Source organism: Microbacterium sp. SY138 (genome assembly GCF_039729145.1).
Taxonomy (GTDB): Bacteria; Actinomycetota; Actinomycetes; order Actinomycetales; family Microbacteriaceae; genus Microbacterium; species Microbacterium maritypicum_A.
Genome location: NZ_CP155793.1, coordinates 1,282,253 through 1,298,306 on the forward strand (window position 1 = coordinate 1,282,253; position 16,054 = coordinate 1,298,306).

Below are 16,054 nucleotides of genomic sequence, written 5' to 3' on the forward strand. Positions count from 1 at the left end.
GCCGGTGCGCTGCGCTGATAGCCTGGAGCGCGTGTCAACTCCCGCTCTGACGACCGCACCCCAGGCGATCGACCCCACGTTCGAGAACGTGTGGGACGAACTCGTGTGGCGTGGTCTGGTCCATGTGTCCACCGACCAGGAGGCGCTGCGCGCCCTGCTCGCGGGAGACCCCATCACGTATTACTGCGGGTTCGATCCGACGGCTCCCAGCCTGCACCTGGGCAACCTCGTGCAGCTGTTGACGCTGCGCCGCATCCAGCTCGCCGGCCACAAGCCCCTCGGCCTCGTCGGCGGCTCGACCGGACTCATCGGAGATCCGCGCCCCACGGCCGAGCGCACGCTGAACACTCGGGAGACGGTCGAGGACTGGGTCGGTCGCCTGCGCACGCAGGTCGAGCGCTACCTCAGCTTCGAGGGCGACAACGCCGCCCGCATCGTGAACAACCTCGACTGGACGGCCCCGCTGAGCGCGATCGACTTCCTGCGCGAGATCGGCAAGTACTTCCGTGTCGGCACGATGCTCAAGAAGGATGCGGTCGCCGCGCGCCTGAACTCCGACGAGGGCATCAGCTACACCGAGTTCAGCTACCAGATCCTGCAGGGCATGGACTTCCTCGAGCTGTACCGGCAGTACGACTGCGTGCTGCAGACCGGCGGCTCGGATCAGTGGGGCAATCTCACCAGTGGTACCGACCTCATCCGTCGTGCCGAGGGAGCGTCGGTGCATGCCATCGGCACGCCGCTCATCACGAACAGCGACGGCACCAAGTTCGGCAAGAGCGAGGGCAATGCCATCTGGCTCGATGCCGACATGTGCAGCCCGTACCGGATGTACCAGTTCTGGCTGAGCACGACCGACGCCGACGTGATCGATCGCCTGAAGGTGTTCACCTTCCTCGGCAGAGCCGAGATCGAGGAGTATGCCGAACTCGTGGCGACCGAGCCGTTCCGTCGGGCTGCGCAGAAGCGGCTCGCCCTCGAGGTCGTCGCGACGGTGCATGGTGTCGAGGCGACTGCGGCCGTGATCGCCGCGTCCGAGGCACTGTTCGGGCAGGGGGATCTGACCGCGCTCGATGCCGGCACGCTGCGCACCGCTCTGGAGGAGCTTCCGAACGCGACGGTCGCTCTCGGTGCACCGGTGGTCGAGGTCTTGGTGTCGACCGGTCTGGTGGCGAGCCTGTCCGAGGCCAGGCGTGCGATCACGCAGGGTGGCGTCACTCTCGACGGCGAACGGGTCGAAGACGAGACAGCCGCGGTCCAGGGCACCCTTCCCGGAGGAGTCTCCGTGCTCCGCCGCGGCAAGAAGACCCTCGCCGGCGTCTTCCTCGACTGAGTCCCCGGCTGTCGGCAGCAGAGGTCTTCGGGTAGCAGGGTCGGATGCCGTTCACCGCCAGTCACGCTTTGGTCGCGCTGCCGTTCGTCCGCACGCCGCTGGTGCCGGCGGCGATCGCGATCGGCGCGATGGCGCCTGACCTGCCACTGTTCGTGCGGGGTGTCGGACTGAACTACTCGTTCACGCATACGTTCGGCAACGTCGTGTGGACCGCGCTGCTCGCGTTCGCACTGTTCCTGATCTGGCGGGTCGTCTTGCGTCCGGCGGTTCCCGAACTCGGTCCGCTGTGGGTGGCGCGGCGGCTGCCCGAGGACTGGACCGATCGCGGGGCCACGGCAGCAGGAGCGGCGGTCGGCATCGGTCAGAAGCGCGCGTATCCGTTCCTGCTCGCCGCGTCGCTCGTGATCGGGGTGCTCTCGCACATCGTGTGGGACCTCTTCACGCACGAGGGACGATGGGGCGTCGGTCTGATTCCCGGGCTCGATGAGATGTGGGGTCCGCTCCCCGGATTCAAGTGGCTTCAGCACGGGTCGAGCCTGGTCGGCCTCGCCATCATCGGTGTCTGGGCGCTCCTGTGGCTGTGTCGGCAGGCTCCGCGTCGCACAGTCACGCAGTCGGTACCCACCTGGCTGCGTGTGTCATGGTGGGTGTCGCTTCCCGTGATCCTGCTCGCCGCCTGGGTCGGTGGACTCGTCGTCTTCGGTCCGCTCGACGCGGAGTTCACCGTCCAGCACCTCGCGTACCGGGTTCTTCCTCCGGCATGTGCGCTGTGGGGCGCGATCACGTTCGTTCTCTGCGTCGCGCTGTCGGTGCGCGGCCGTCACCAGACGGGCTGATCCGATCCCCAGGGATGCGGGGCCCGGAACTCGAAACCCGGCAGGGCGGGTCGCGCCGTCACGAGGGCGCTCCCGTCGACATCGAATCGCGCGAGGTGCGGCCGAACGTCGAAATCGACCTCGGCTGCGGGGTCTCCTCGGCGCGGCATCCCGAGCAGCTCCGCGGCGACGCGACGCAGTGACGTGCGCACGATCCGTGACCCTCCCTCCCGTGACCGCCGCCTGAGCAGCGTGGTCACCGCGGCGGCGAGAAGATACCCGGCGCTGTGATCGAGGGCCTGCGCCGGGAGTGCTCCTGGACGCCCGCCTTCCGCGGACTCGATGCGCGAGATGCCGGATTCGGCCTGCACGAGGCTGTCGAAGCCGGCGAGGTCCGGACTCTCCGTACCCCAGGCGCTGAGTTGCGCGACGATGAGCCCAGGGTGTCGGCGCGCGAGCAGCTCCGGATGCAGCCCGAGTCTGTCGAGAGCGGCCGGTCGGTAGCCGAGCACCACGGCATCGGCTTCGGCCAGCAACTCCTGGAGTCGGGCACTGCGTGCGTCGAGTATGACGGATCGTTTGCCGTGGCCGGTATCGAGATGCTGCCACGCCGGTTCCGGCAGGTGCGGGGGATCGATGCGCAAGACGTCGGCGCCGAGAAGAGCGAGGGTCCGCGTGCAGACCGGCCCCGCGATGACGCGCGTCAGATCGAGCACGCGCATGCCGCTCAGGGGGAGGGAACCCGGTGACGTTGCCGCGAGCTCCGATCGACGGGGGTGCGAGACGGATTCCTCATCCACCCGGCTTACCTCGAGGAGTGGTCGTTCGCGCAGTGCCCGATCGACGGCGGGCCTCTCGACGGCGACAGGAACAGCCAGACCGCCGGCGGATGTGATGTCGGAGACGGCACTCGCTGTCCTCCGCTCCGCGAGTGCAACACGAACGGCAGCCGGATCGGCGTCTTCTCGCAGGTGGAGGCCCGCACGCAGCGCGGCAGCGTGATGCGGGTAGTTCCCGTGCGTACGGACCCATCCGTCGGTGGTCTCCCAGAACCCGGAGTACGGGGACCAGACCGGGGGAGCGTCGCCATCGATCGTGAGCACGCGGTCGCTCCGGTAGGCGATGGCGACGCGGGCCGGATCCAGCGAGACGGGGGAACAGCCAGCCGCGAGCACCGCCGCGCTGACGCTCGCCCACGCCAGCGCGCCGGTGGCCAGTCGGGAGGGAAGCGGGACAGTCGGGGGAGGCGGGAGCACCGTCGAGCCACGGTCGATCCCGAGTTCACGCCGCACGCGATCGAGCAGCGCGGCGCCCGCGTCACCATGCCCCGAGGCTTCATCGTGCGGGGGAGCGACGGGGCGGAAATCCGCAGACGCAGGCATGGCGTGATCGTACTCCTGAGGCCCAGAGAGGGCGGAAACCATTACTGATCCGGCAGAAACATGGGAGAGGGCGCCAGCGACACGCCCGGGCGGTGGGGCCCGATTTGCCAGAACCCCGAGATCCACGTAACTTATTACTTGTTCGCCCCACAGGGACGCGGAGGAGCCAAGAGCTTCACCCCCCTCAAGCGGAGAACCACTCCCGATCCACTCTCACTTGAGAGATCAGGCGCTTGCGTCTAGGATAGGGACTCCACCTCTTCTGCGGCTGTCATCAGCTGCGCTGCGGATCTTCGATCCGCGCGGCGCGCCGATTTGACAAGCAAGAGAGAGTGGGTAAGATAGAGAAGTTGCCCTTCGGGCCTGGCTGTGATGGCTGGGTCGTGGGAGCATCCGATCCTTGAGAACTCAACAGCGTGCACTTGTCAAATGCCAAATTATCCTCGTCTAGCTTCGGCTAGTTGAGAATTCCTTTGGATCAAAGACCAACTCCTTCCGGGGGGTTGGCAATGGATGAAGTCAGCAATGAATTTGTCTCTTTGGTCAGCATCAAACTCGCTGCGTCACCGTTTTCCCGGTGGGGTATGCATTTCTTTTTTACGGAGAGTTTGATCCTGGCTCAGGATGAACGCTGGCGGCGTGCTTAACACATGCAAGTCGAACGGTGAACACGGAGCTTGCTCTGTGGGATCAGTGGCGAACGGGTGAGTAACACGTGAGCAACCTGCCCCTGACTCTGGGATAAGCGCTGGAAACGGCGTCTAATACTGGATATGTGACGTGACCGCATGGTCTGCGTCTGGAAAGAATTTCGGTTGGGGATGGGCTCGCGGCCTATCAGCTTGTTGGTGAGGTAATGGCTCACCAAGGCGTCGACGGGTAGCCGGCCTGAGAGGGTGACCGGCCACACTGGGACTGAGACACGGCCCAGACTCCTACGGGAGGCAGCAGTGGGGAATATTGCACAATGGGCGCAAGCCTGATGCAGCAACGCCGCGTGAGGGACGACGGCCTTCGGGTTGTAAACCTCTTTTAGCAGGGAAGAAGCGAAAGTGACGGTACCTGCAGAAAAAGCGCCGGCTAACTACGTGCCAGCAGCCGCGGTAATACGTAGGGCGCAAGCGTTATCCGGAATTATTGGGCGTAAAGAGCTCGTAGGCGGTTTGTCGCGTCTGCTGTGAAATCCGGAGGCTCAACCTCCGGCCTGCAGTGGGTACGGGCAGACTAGAGTGCGGTAGGGGAGATTGGAATTCCTGGTGTAGCGGTGGAATGCGCAGATATCAGGAGGAACACCGATGGCGAAGGCAGATCTCTGGGCCGTAACTGACGCTGAGGAGCGAAAGGGTGGGGAGCAAACAGGCTTAGATACCCTGGTAGTCCACCCCGTAAACGTTGGGAACTAGTTGTGGGGTCCATTCCACGGATTCCGTGACGCAGCTAACGCATTAAGTTCCCCGCCTGGGGAGTACGGCCGCAAGGCTAAAACTCAAAGGAATTGACGGGGACCCGCACAAGCGGCGGAGCATGCGGATTAATTCGATGCAACGCGAAGAACCTTACCAAGGCTTGACATATACGAGAACGGGCCAGAAATGGTCAACTCTTTGGACACTCGTAAACAGGTGGTGCATGGTTGTCGTCAGCTCGTGTCGTGAGATGTTGGGTTAAGTCCCGCAACGAGCGCAACCCTCGTTCTATGTTGCCAGCACGTAATGGTGGGAACTCATGGGATACTGCCGGGGTCAACTCGGAGGAAGGTGGGGATGACGTCAAATCATCATGCCCCTTATGTCTTGGGCTTCACGCATGCTACAATGGCCGGTACAAAGGGCTGCAATACCGCGAGGTGGAGCGAATCCCAAAAAGCCGGTCCCAGTTCGGATTGAGGTCTGCAACTCGACCTCATGAAGTCGGAGTCGCTAGTAATCGCAGATCAGCAACGCTGCGGTGAATACGTTCCCGGGTCTTGTACACACCGCCCGTCAAGTCATGAAAGTCGGTAACACCTGAAGCCGGTGGCCTAACCCTTGTGGAGGGAGCCGTCGAAGGTGGGATCGGTAATTAGGACTAAGTCGTAACAAGGTAGCCGTACCGGAAGGTGCGGCTGGATCACCTCCTTTCTAAGGAGCATCTGACACTTTCGGGTGTCCAGAACCCAGATCGAGAACGTTCGTTTCTCGCTGGGAGCTCATGGGTGGAACATTTGACATGGTGCGAAGGATGTTGTTCTTCTCCAGTACGCCACTTCGGTGGTTGGAACGGGGAGGGTGGCGGATGTCGCACCTGCACGCTGTTGGGTCCTGAGGGACCGGATGCGGATCTTTCGGGATCTGGTCTGAACCTCTGGGCCTCTTTCTGTTTCCCCCGTGTGGGGTTGTGGATAGGGGCACCGCCCGTACTTTGAGAACTACACAGTGGACGCGAGCATCTTGCAGCTGGCTTCGGTCAGTTGCACAAGATGATCTTAAAGATCATTAGTCAATTTCAGATTCCATCTTCGGATGGGGTCGAGTTTTTGATTCAAACTCATGTGATTTCAAGTCTTTAAGAGCAAACGGTGGATGCCTTGGCATCTGGAGCCGAAGAAGGACGTAGCAATCTGCGATAAGCCTCGGGGAACTGATAAGCAAGTTTTGATCCGAGGGTGTCCGAATGGGGAAACCCCGCTGGGCGGCGTGCCGACCTAGTGACTCCCGCCTGAATATATAGGGCGGGTAGAGGGAACGTGGGGAAGTGAAACATCTCAGTACCCACAGGAAGAGAAAGCAACCGCGATTCCGTTAGTAGTGGCGAGCGAAACCGGAACAGGCTAAACCTAGCGTGTGTGATAGCCGGCAGGCGTTGCACGTTGGGGGTTGTGGGACTTTTCAGTCATCTCTGCCGAGGTGGCGGCGTTACAAGAAGGTATAGACGAACGGTCTTGAAAGGCCGGTCATAGAGGGTGCCAACCCCGTAGTCGAAATGCCTCTCTTGGCGCGAAGAGTATCCCAAGTAGCACGGGGCCCGTGAAATCCCGTGTGAATCTGTCAGGACCACCTGATAAGCCTAAATACTCCCAGATGACCGATAGCGGACAAGTACCGTGAGGGAAAGGTGAAAAGTACCCCGGGAGGGGAGTGAAATAGTACCTGAAACCGTTTGCTTACAAACCGTTGGAGCCTCCTTAGTAGGGGTGACAGCGTGCCTTTTGAAGAATGAGCCTGCGAGTTAGCGATATGTGGCGAGGTTAACCCGTGTGGGGTAGCCGTAGCGAAAGCGAGTCTGAATAGGGCGATTCAGTCGCATGTCCTAGACCCGAAGCGAAGTGATCTATCCATGGCCAGGTTGAAGCGACGGTAAGACGTCGTGGAGGACCGAACCCACTTAGGTTGAAAACTGAGGGGATGAGCTGTGGATAGGGGTGAAAGGCCAATCAAACTTCGTGATAGCTGGTTCTCTCCGAAATGCATTTAGGTGCAGCGTTGCGTGTTTCTTGCCGGAGGTAGAGCTACTGGATGGCCGATGGGCCCTACAAGGTTACTGACGTCAGCCAAACTCCGAATGCCGGTAAGTGAGAGCGCAGCAGTGAGACTGTGGGGGATAAGCTTCATAGTCGAGAGGGAAACAACCCAGACCACCAACTAAGGTCCCAAAGCGCGTGCTAAGTGGGAAAGGATGTGGAGTTGCCTTGACAACCAGGAGGTTGGCTTAGAAGCAGCCACCCTTGAAAGAGTGCGTAATAGCTCACTGGTCAAGTGATTCCGCGCCGACAATGTAACGGGGCTCAAGCACGCCACCGAAGTTGTGGCATTGACATTATTGGTAGGCCTTCGTGGTCCAGCCGTGTTGATGGGTAGGAGAGCGTCGTGTGGCCAGCGAAGCGGCGGTGTAAACCAGCCGTGGAGGCTACACGAGTGAGAATGCAGGCATGAGTAGCGAATGACGTGTGAGAAACACGTCCTCCGAAAGACCAAGGGTTCCAGGGTCAAGCTAATCTTCCCTGGGTAAGTCGGGACCTAAGGCGAGGCCGACAGGCGTAGTCGATGGACAACGGGTTGATATTCCCGTACCGGCGAAGAACCGCCCAAGCTAATCCAGTAGTGCTAAGTGTCTGAATCCCAGTGACTGATCCCTTAGGGGTGACGCTCTGGGCCTAGCGCACGACCCCATTCTGGTGCGGTTAGCGTATTAACAGGTGTGACGCAGGAAGGTAGCCCAAGCCAGGCGATGGTTGTCCTGGTGCAAGTGCGTAGGCCGAGTCGTAGGCAAATCCGCGATTCACATAGGCTGAGACACGATGCGGATAAAAAGTGGGTGATCCTATGCTGCCAAGAAAAGCATCGACGCGAGGTTCTAGCCGCCCGTACCCCAAACCGACTCAGGTGGTCAGGTAGAGAATACCAAGGAGATCGAGAGAATCGTGGTTAAGGAACTCGGCAAAATGCCCCCGTAACTTCGGGAGAAGGGGGGCCTTCGGCGTATAGGGATTTACTCCCGAAAGCGTTTGGAGGCCGCAGAGACTAGTGGGTAGCGACTGTTTACTAAAAACACAGGTCCGTGCCAAGTCGCAAGACGATGTATACGGACTGACGCCTGCCCGGTGCTGGAAGGTTAAGAGGACCGGTTAGCCGCAAGGCGAAGCTGAGAATTTAAGCCCCAGTAAACGGCGGTGGTAACTATAACCATCCTAAGGTAGCGAAATTCCTTGTCGGGTAAGTTCCGACCTGCACGAATGGCGTAACGACTTCCCAACTGTCTCAACCGCGAACTCGGCGAAATTGCATTACGAGTAAAGATGCTCGTTACGCGCAGCAGGACGGAAAGACCCCGTGACCTTTACTACAGCTTGGTATTGGTGTTCGGTGTGGCTTGTGTAGGATAGGTGGGAGACTTTGAAGCATGGACGCTAGTTCGTGTGGAGTCATTGTTGAAATACCACTCTGGTCACTCTGGATATCTAACTTCGAACCGTAATCCGGTTCAGGGACAGTGCCTGGTGGGTAGTTTAACTGGGGCGGTTGCCTCCCAAAAAGTAACGGAGGCGCCCAAAGGTTCCCTCAACCTGGTTGGCAATCAGGTGTCGAGTGTAAGTGCACAAGGGAGCTTGACTGTGAGACTGACAGGTCGAGCAGGGACGAAAGTCGGGACTAGTGATCCGGCAGTGGCTTGTGGAAGCGCTGTCGCTCAACGGATAAAAGGTACCTCGGGGATAACAGGCTGATCTTGCCCAAGAGTCCATATCGACGGCATGGTTTGGCACCTCGATGTCGGCTCGTCGCATCCTGGGGCTGGAGTAGGTCCCAAGGGTTGGGCTGTTCGCCCATTAAAGCGGTACGCGAGCTGGGTTTAGAACGTCGTGAGACAGTTCGGTCCCTATCCGCTGCGCGCGTAGGAAATTTGAGAGGATCTGACCCTAGTACGAGAGGACCGGGTTGGACGAACCTCTGGTGTGTCAGTTGTTCCGCCAGGAGCACCGCTGATTAGCTACGTTCGGGATGGATAACCGCTGAAAGCATCTAAGCGGGAAGCCGGCCTCAAGATGAGATTTCCATACCTTCGGGTGAGAGGCTCCCAGCCAGACTACTGGGTTGATAGGCCAGATGTGGAAGTGCAGTAATGCATGCAGCTGACTGGTACTAATAAGCCGATGACTTGATAACACACCGTTTGTTGGTGCTACGCGTCCACTGAGTGGTTCTCGATGTACGGTCGAGAACCGCATAACAACAATGACTTTGTTATGTGTTTGATTGAAACATCAATAGTGTTTCGGCGGCCATAGCGTGAGGGAAACGCCCGGTTACATTCCGAACCCGGAAGCTAAGCCTCACAGCGCCGATGGTACTGCAGGGGGGACCCTGTGGGAGAGTAGGACACCGCCGGACTCCTTTTAGACAAAATGGCCACCCATCGTTGGGTGGCCATTTTGCGTTTACACGAAAAGAACAGGGAGCATCATGCCAGAAGAGGAAGAGCGCCGTCCGCGTCGCAACGACGACGGTGGATCGCGCGGGCACCGCGCTTCTGGCGGACGCCCCAGCAATAGCCGTGACGGTGCGCCGCGTCGTGACGGCGCAGCTCCCCGTCGTGAGGGCGGGTACAACCGTGATGGTGGTGCTCCGCGTCGTGAGGGCGGGTATAACCGTGATGGTGGTGCTCCGCGTCGTGAGGGCGGGTATAACCGTGATGGTGGTGCTCCGCGTCGTGAGGGCGGGTACAACCGTGATGGTGGTGCACCGCGTCGTGACGGCGCAGCTCCCCGTCGTGAAGGTGGCGGCTACAACCGTGATGGTGGTGCTCCGCGTCGTGAGGGCGGGTACAACCGCGACGGCGCCGCTCCGCGTCGTGAGGGCGGGTACAACCGCGATGGCGCATCTCCCCGTCGCGAGGGCGGGTATAACCGTGATGGTGCAGCTCCCCGTCGTGAAGGTGGCGGCTACAACCGTGACGGTGGCGCCCCGCGCCGTGACGGTGCTGCTCCCCGTCGTGAAGGTGGCGGCTACAACCGTGACGGTGGCGCCCCGCGTCGCGACGGTGCTGCTCCCCGTCGCGAGGGCGGCTACAACCGTGATGGTGGTGCTCCGCGTCGTGAGGGCGGGTACAACCGTGATGGTGGTGCTCCGCGTCGTGAGGGCGGGTACAACCGTGATGGTGGTGCCCCGCGTCGTGAGGGCGGGTACAACCGTGACGGCGCAGCTCCCCGTCGCGAGGGCGGGTACAACCGTGACGGTGGCGCCCCGCGTCGCGACGGCGCAGCTCCCCGTCGTGAGGGTGGCGGGTATAACCGTGACGGGGGTGCCCCGCGCCGTGACGGCGCAGCTCCCCGTCGTGAAGGTGGCGGCTACAACCGTGACGGTGGCGCCCCGCGTCGCGAAGGCGGCGACCGCGATCGTTCACGTTCATTCCCGCAGCGCGGGGGAGCGGGGCGAGAGCGTCCGGCTCAGGCGACGAACGAGCGTCCGCGGTTCGATGAGCCGCAGATCCCCGACGACGTCACGGCTCGCGACCTCAACGGCGCAGCGCGTAATGAGCTCAAGACGCTGAGCAAGGAGAACGCCGAACACGTCGCCCGTCACCTGGCGATGGCCTCTCGTCTCATCGACGAGGACCCGGCGCTCGCCCACGAGCACGCGCTGGCCGCATCGCGCCGCGCTGGACGCATCGCGATCGTCCGTGAGACCCTCGGCATCACCGCCTACGCCACGGAAGACTTCGCCCTGGCGCTCCGCGAACTGCGGACCTACCGTCGTATCTCCGGCAAGGACGATCAGATCGCTCTGATGGTCGACAGCGAGCGCGGAATCGGTCGCTCCGATCGTGCGCTCGAGACCGGACGCGCCGTCGATCGTTCGGCGCTCGAGACTCCGGTCCGGGTCGCGCTTGCGATCGCGATGTCCGGTGCCCGTCTCGACCAGGGCGATCTCGAACTCGCACTCGGCGAGCTGGAGATCCCGGAGCTCGATCCCGATCGGGCCTTCGAATGGAGCCCGGCGCTGTTCGCCGCCCGCGCTGCCGTGCTCGAAGACCTCGGGCGCACCGAGGAGGCGGAGTTCTGGGCGCACCGCGCCGAAGTCGCCGCTGAGGCGCTAGGGGTCGATGAGGCCGGCGACGAGGAGATCTTCATCGAAGACAGCCTCATCGAGGGAGAGTTCCCCGACGAGGATGACGATGATTCCGCGGCGGATACGCCCCTGGAGGCAGATGACGCGGATCGGGAAGAGCCAGCGTCCGATGCGCCTGCCGACGTCGACGAAGCCGCAATCGTCGCTGAGGAACCGACCGTCGAAGACGAGGTGCGCGAGCTCCTCGGCGAGGACGACGAGTCGGAACCGGAGGCGTAGTGGCGCTGTTCTCTCGGAAGCGATCGCCTCGCACTCCGCTTGACGGAGTCGATACCGTACTCGCCGACCTCGACGGTGTGGTGTACGCCGGCCCCGGGGCCCTGCCCTACGCGGTGGACAGCCTCAACGAGGCGGCGAAGTCGGCTCGACTCGGCTACATCACGAACAACGCGGCACGCACGGATGCCTCGGTCGCAGCGCACCTGAGCAGTCTCGGGCTGCGCGTCCAGGCATCCGACGTGGTCACGAGCCCGCAGGCGGCGATGAGGCTGATGGCTCAGATCGTGCCCGCCCCGGCAACGATCCTGGTCATCGGCGGTGACGGCCTCGTCGACGAGGTGCAGAAAGCCGGGTACACAGTCACGCGGAGCGCGGAGGATGCGCCGAGCGCCGTCGTGCAGGGGTTCGCTCCGGAGGTCGCGTGGACGGATCTCGCTGAGGCGGCCTTCGCTCTCAAGCTTCCCGAGGACGAAGGCGGCATCCCGTGGATCGCCACCAACACCGACTGGACGATCCCCCGTGAGCGGGGAGTGGCGCCCGGCAACGGGACGCTCGTCTCCGCCGTGCACACGGCGATCGGCAGGCTCGCCACCGTCGCGGGGAAGCCGGAGGAGCCGATCTTCCAGGAGGCCCTTGCACGCTTCGGCGCGAAGAAGGCCCTCTTCATCGGGGACCGTCTCGACACCGACATCATGGGGGCGAGCAGGGTCGGCATCGAATCGGTCCTGGTGCTCACCGGCATTGACCGCCCGAAGCATGTGCTGGCCGCCCCGGAGGGCTCGCGTCCCACCTACATCCTCGGCGACCTGCGCGAACTGCATGCCCCGTATCCCGAGGTGACCGAGCAGGACGGCGTCTTCCGCGTGAACGGTGCGGCGGTGCGGGTTTCGGGCGCCGAAGTCGAGATCGTGGCGGATTCCGGTGAGCAGATCGACCTGCTGCGCGCGGGAGCCGCCGCCATCTGGGCATCCGGCACCCCCGTGTTCGTGCTGAGGGTTCCGGAGCGCCTCTACGACGACCCGTTCCACCGTCCCTGACGGTGCTCGCGTGGCGCCCTTCCGCGTCGGACGGGCCGCGTACAGTAGAACCGTGACCGATGAGACGACGAGCGCGCCGACCGATGGCCTGTGGAGTCGACTGCGTCTGATCGAGGGGCAGCCGCTGCCGGCGAGGGCCGACGCGTATTCGGCCCTCCACGACGAGCTCTCCCGTCGCCTCGAGAGCGGCGCGAAGCTCGAGCAGCGGGAGACCTCGGGATCCCGATGACGCGACTCGACGCTGCCCTCGCCGCCCGAGGACTCGCCCGTTCGCGCACCCACGCGGCCACTCTCATCTCGGAGGGCCTCGTCAGCGTCGACGGGCGACCTGTCGTGAAGGCCTCCACTGCGGTCGACGATGCGGCGGAGATCACCATCGCCGGTGCAGACCACTACGTCGGACGTGCCGCGCACAAGCTCATCGCGGGCCTCGACGGCTTCGCGATACCGGTCGAGGGGCGGCTGGCACTCGACATGGGCGCATCCACCGGCGGCTTCACCCAGGTGCTCCGTGAGCGGGGAGCACGTGAGGTGCTCGCGGTCGACGTCGGGCATGGACAACTCGCCGCGTCGATCGCCGCTGATCCCGGAGTCGTGTCCGTCGAGGGCTACAACGTCCGATACATGACACGGGAGAACCTCGCCGAGGCGACGGGCGAGGTCGCAGCCCCCGATCTGGTCGTGGGTGACCTCTCGTTCATCTCTCTCGAACTCGTGTTGCCGGCCGTCGCCGCGGTGGTCGCATCGGAGTCCGACGTCCTGCTTCTCGTGAAGCCGCAGTTCGAGGTCGGACGCACCGCCGTCCGTGGGGGACTGGTCACCGACCCCGCAACACGCGCCGACGCCGTGGCGCGCACCGTGTGGAGCGCGTGGGACGTGGGGTTCGGAATGCTCGGCATCCTTCCCTCCCCGATCCTCGGAACCCACGGCAACGCCGAGTATCTCGTGCACCTCGCACCGGGTCGAGGCAGCAATCCGACAGAATGGCTGGACAGCATCAACCGACTGGCAGGAGGACGATGAACGAGCGCAGCATCCTGGTCGTCGCTCACGCGGGCCGTGTGGACACCGTCGACGCCGCTCGGCGGGTGGTCGACGCGCTTCGGGAGGCCGGAGCGCGACCGGTCCTGGCCGCCGACGATCACGAGGCCCTCGTGGCCGTGGATCCTTTCTTCGCCGACATCGCCGTACTCGGCATCTCCGTCGATCCGGCCGACCTCGAACTGGCGATCGTGCTGGGTGGGGATGGGACGATTCTGCGCGCAGCGGAACTCGTACGCGACAGCGGGGCTCCGGTGCTCGGCATCAACATGGGGCATGTCGGCTTCCTCGCGGAGATCGACCGCGACGACATGGACAAAGCCGTACGTCGTGTGATCGACCGCGACTACGAGGTCGAGGAACGGCTCGCCCTGTCCGTGCGTGTGAAGGATGTCGACGGCACGGTCGTCTATGAGACGTGGGCCCTCAACGAGGCCACGGTCGAGAAGGCCAGTCGTGAGCGGATGATCGAGATCGTTCTCGAGATCGACGGCCGGCCGTTGTCGAGTTTCGGATGCGACGGCATGGTGATCTCCACCCCGACCGGCTCGACGGCCTACAACTTCTCCGCCGGGGGACCGGTGATCTGGCCGAGTGTCGAGGCGATCGCGGTGGTGCCGCTGTCGGCGCATGCCCTGTTCGCCAAGCCGCTCGTGGTGAGCCCCGATGCCTCGGTGGCGATCGAGATGCTCGAACGCACGGACGGCTCGGGCATCCTCTGGTGCGATGGCCGCCGCTCGCACGACCTGCCGCCGGGCGCACGCGTGGTGGTGCGCCGCTCTTCGCGTCCCGTGCGGCTGGCTCGCCTGCACCCCACGGCATTCACCGACCGACTCGTGCGCAAGTTCCAGCTTCCCGTCGAAGGGTGGCGCGGACAGGCGCCGGGGGCGACGTCATGATCGAGGAGACGTCATGATCGAGGAGACGTCATGATCGAGGAGATGCGGATGCAGGGGCTCGGCGTCATCGCCGATGCCGTGCTGCCGCTGGGTCCCGGATTCACCGCCATCACCGGCGAGACCGGCGCCGGAAAGACCATGGTCGTCACCGGGCTCGGACTGCTGCTGGGCCAGCGTGCCGACTCCGGAGCCGTGCGTGCGGGCGCGGCGCAGGCATCGGTCGCGGGCGTCTGGATCGTCCCCGAGAGCGGAACCGTCGCCGAGATCGTCGCCGAGGCCGGTGGCGAGCTGGAGCCTGTCGGTGCTGGCAGCGCGGAACTCTACGTGTCTCGCACGCTCAGTTCGGAAGGGCGCAGCCGTGCCAGTGTCGGTGGGCGCGCGGCCCCCGCGGGTGTGCTCTCCTCGCTCGCGGACGAGCTCGTGGTCGTGCACGGCCAGTCCGAGCAGCTGCGACTGCGTTCGGCCGTCGCGCAGCGTGATGCGCTCGATCGTTTCGGTGGGGCCCCGATCGCTGAGGCCGTGGACGAATACGCCCGGGCCTTCGCACGCTGGCGGACACTCGACGCCGAGATATCCGAGATCACCGAGAACCGTGAACGTCGCGCTGAAGAGGCGTCGCGGCTGCGAGAAGCCCTCGCGCTGATCGAGGCGACGGCTCCGGAGCCGGGGGAGGACCAGGAGCTCACCGCGCGTGCCGAGCGTCTCGCGAACGCCGAGGAGCTGCGTCTCGCGGCCTCGCTCGCGCACGGCGCGCTCTCGAGCGAAGAGGGCGAACCTGATGCCTCGGCTCTCGTCGCGGAGGCGCGTCGAGTACTCGAACGCGCTGCCGACGTGAAGTTGACCGAGATCAGCGAGAGCCTCGCCGACATCGGCTATCGGATCGCCGACACCGCAGGCCTTCTCTCCGCCTATCTCGCCGATCTCGACGAGACGGGTCCGCACGAGCTCGCCGCTGTCGAGGAACGCCGCGCTGCGCTGGGCACCCTGATCCGTGCACACGGCTCGCTCGACGAGGCGCTGACCGTCTGGCAGACCGGATCTGCTCGGTTGGCCGAACTCGATGACGACGGCGATCGGATCGAACGACTGATCGCCGAGCGTGATGCGGCACGGGTCGAACTCGACGCCCACGCCGAGGCGCTGACGGCGGCGCGCGCTGAGGCGGCTTCTCGTCTCGGTGCTGCCGTGACGGAAGAACTGCGTGCGCTCGCGATGCCGGACGCGCGCCTCGAGGTCTCGGTCTCCGAGGGCGCCGAGAGCGCCCACGGCCGGGACGACGTCGCGATCCTCCTCGCCCCCCATCCGGGAGCCGAGCCGCGCTCGGTCTCGAAGGGAGCCTCCGGCGGAGAGCTGTCGCGAGTGATGCTGGCGATCGAAGTGGTGATCGCCGCGACCGATCCGGTTCCGACGTTCGTCTTCGACGAGGTCGACGCCGGCATCGGCGGAGCCGCGGCGATCGAGGTCGGTCGGCGACTCGCCCGACTCGCCGAGAAGTCGCAGGTGATCGCGGTGACGCACCTCGCGCAGGTCGCGGCCTTCGCGAACAACCATCTGTCGGTCGTGAAGGCCAATGATGGTGCGGTCACGGCCTCCAGCGTGCGCCGTCTGGAAGGGGAGGAACGGGAAGCCGAGATGGCTCGTCTGCTGTCAGGACTCGCCGATTCCGACGCCGCCCTGACCCACGCCCGCGAACTTCTCAGCCTCCGCGTCCCCACCTCCTGATAGGA

10 protein-coding genes and 3 rRNA genes are annotated in these 16,054 nt (G+C 63.9%); 12 read left to right on the forward strand and 1 reads right to left on the reverse strand.

Annotated features, from left to right (window positions below; translation table 11 throughout):
- Positions 1-31 precede the first annotated feature (31 nt).
- Together tyrS and ABDC25_RS06030 are read left to right on the forward strand one after the other, a co-directional pair.
- Positions 32-1,333, forward strand: a complete 1,302-nt coding sequence (tyrS, locus tag ABDC25_RS06025) for a tyrosine--tRNA ligase (protein WP_021199745.1) — start codon at positions 32-34, stop codon at positions 1,331-1,333.
- A gap of 44 nt (positions 1,334-1,377) precedes the next feature.
- Complete coding sequence (locus tag ABDC25_RS06030; RefSeq protein ID WP_347125323.1) at positions 1,378-2,169, forward strand: DUF4184 family protein; 792 nt, start codon at positions 1,378-1,380, stop codon at positions 2,167-2,169.
- Here the strand turns inward: ABDC25_RS06030 and ABDC25_RS06035 are convergent.
- Positions 2,154-3,530, reverse strand: a complete 1,377-nt coding sequence (locus tag ABDC25_RS06035; RefSeq protein ID WP_347125325.1) for a CoA transferase — start codon at positions 3,528-3,530, stop codon at positions 2,154-2,156. The two genes, ABDC25_RS06030 and ABDC25_RS06035, sit on opposite strands and share 16 nt — an antisense overlap.
- Positions 3,531-4,126: 596 nt before the next feature.
- Between ABDC25_RS06035 and ABDC25_RS06040 the strand changes: the two genes are divergently transcribed.
- The 10 genes from ABDC25_RS06040 to recN all read left to right on the forward strand — a co-directional run bounded on the left by ABDC25_RS06040 (position 4,127) and on the right by recN (position 16,049).
- Positions 4,127-5,650 (forward strand): 16S ribosomal RNA (locus ABDC25_RS06040).
- Between the two features lie 414 nt (positions 5,651-6,064).
- Positions 6,065-9,169, forward strand: a 23S ribosomal RNA gene (locus ABDC25_RS06045).
- A 108-nt stretch (positions 9,170-9,277) separates the two neighbouring features.
- Positions 9,278-9,394: ribosomal RNA gene (rrf, locus tag ABDC25_RS06050) — 5S ribosomal RNA — on the forward strand.
- The 16S, 23S and 5S rRNA genes sit together here, the layout of an rRNA operon.
- A gap of 115 nt (positions 9,395-9,509) precedes the next feature.
- On the forward strand, positions 9,510-10,553 hold the full coding sequence (locus ABDC25_RS06055; RefSeq protein ID WP_347125327.1) for a hypothetical protein: 1,044 nt from the start codon (positions 9,510-9,512) through the stop codon (positions 10,551-10,553).
- Between the two features lie 38 nt (positions 10,554-10,591).
- A complete protein-coding gene (locus ABDC25_RS06060) occupies positions 10,592-11,350 on the forward strand; it encodes a hypothetical protein (RefSeq protein WP_347125329.1) in 759 nt (252 codons plus the stop codon).
- On the forward strand, positions 11,350-12,387 hold the full coding sequence (locus tag ABDC25_RS06065; protein WP_347125331.1) for an HAD-IIA family hydrolase: 1,038 nt from the start codon (positions 11,350-11,352) through the stop codon (positions 12,385-12,387). Before ABDC25_RS06060 ends, ABDC25_RS06065 begins: the two co-directional genes overlap by 1 nt.
- Positions 12,388-12,439: 52 nt before the next feature.
- The gene (locus ABDC25_RS06070; RefSeq protein ID WP_021201744.1) at positions 12,440-12,616 is read left to right on the forward strand and encodes a hypothetical protein; all 177 of its coding nucleotides are present in this window, start codon (positions 12,440-12,442) and stop codon (positions 12,614-12,616) included.
- Complete coding sequence (locus ABDC25_RS06075) at positions 12,613-13,410, forward strand: TlyA family RNA methyltransferase (protein ID WP_136023622.1); 798 nt, start codon at positions 12,613-12,615, stop codon at positions 13,408-13,410. Before ABDC25_RS06070 ends, ABDC25_RS06075 begins: the two co-directional genes overlap by 4 nt.
- Positions 13,407-14,327 (forward strand): NAD kinase, encoded by a 921-nt coding sequence (locus ABDC25_RS06080; RefSeq protein ID WP_136023621.1) that lies wholly within the window; start codon positions 13,407-13,409, stop codon positions 14,325-14,327. Before ABDC25_RS06075 ends, ABDC25_RS06080 begins: the two co-directional genes overlap by 4 nt.
- A gap of 30 nt (positions 14,328-14,357) precedes the next feature.
- On the forward strand, positions 14,358-16,049 hold the full coding sequence (recN, locus tag ABDC25_RS06085; protein WP_021201741.1) for a DNA repair protein RecN: 1,692 nt from the start codon (positions 14,358-14,360) through the stop codon (positions 16,047-16,049).
- Positions 16,050-16,054: the final 5 nt, after the last annotated feature.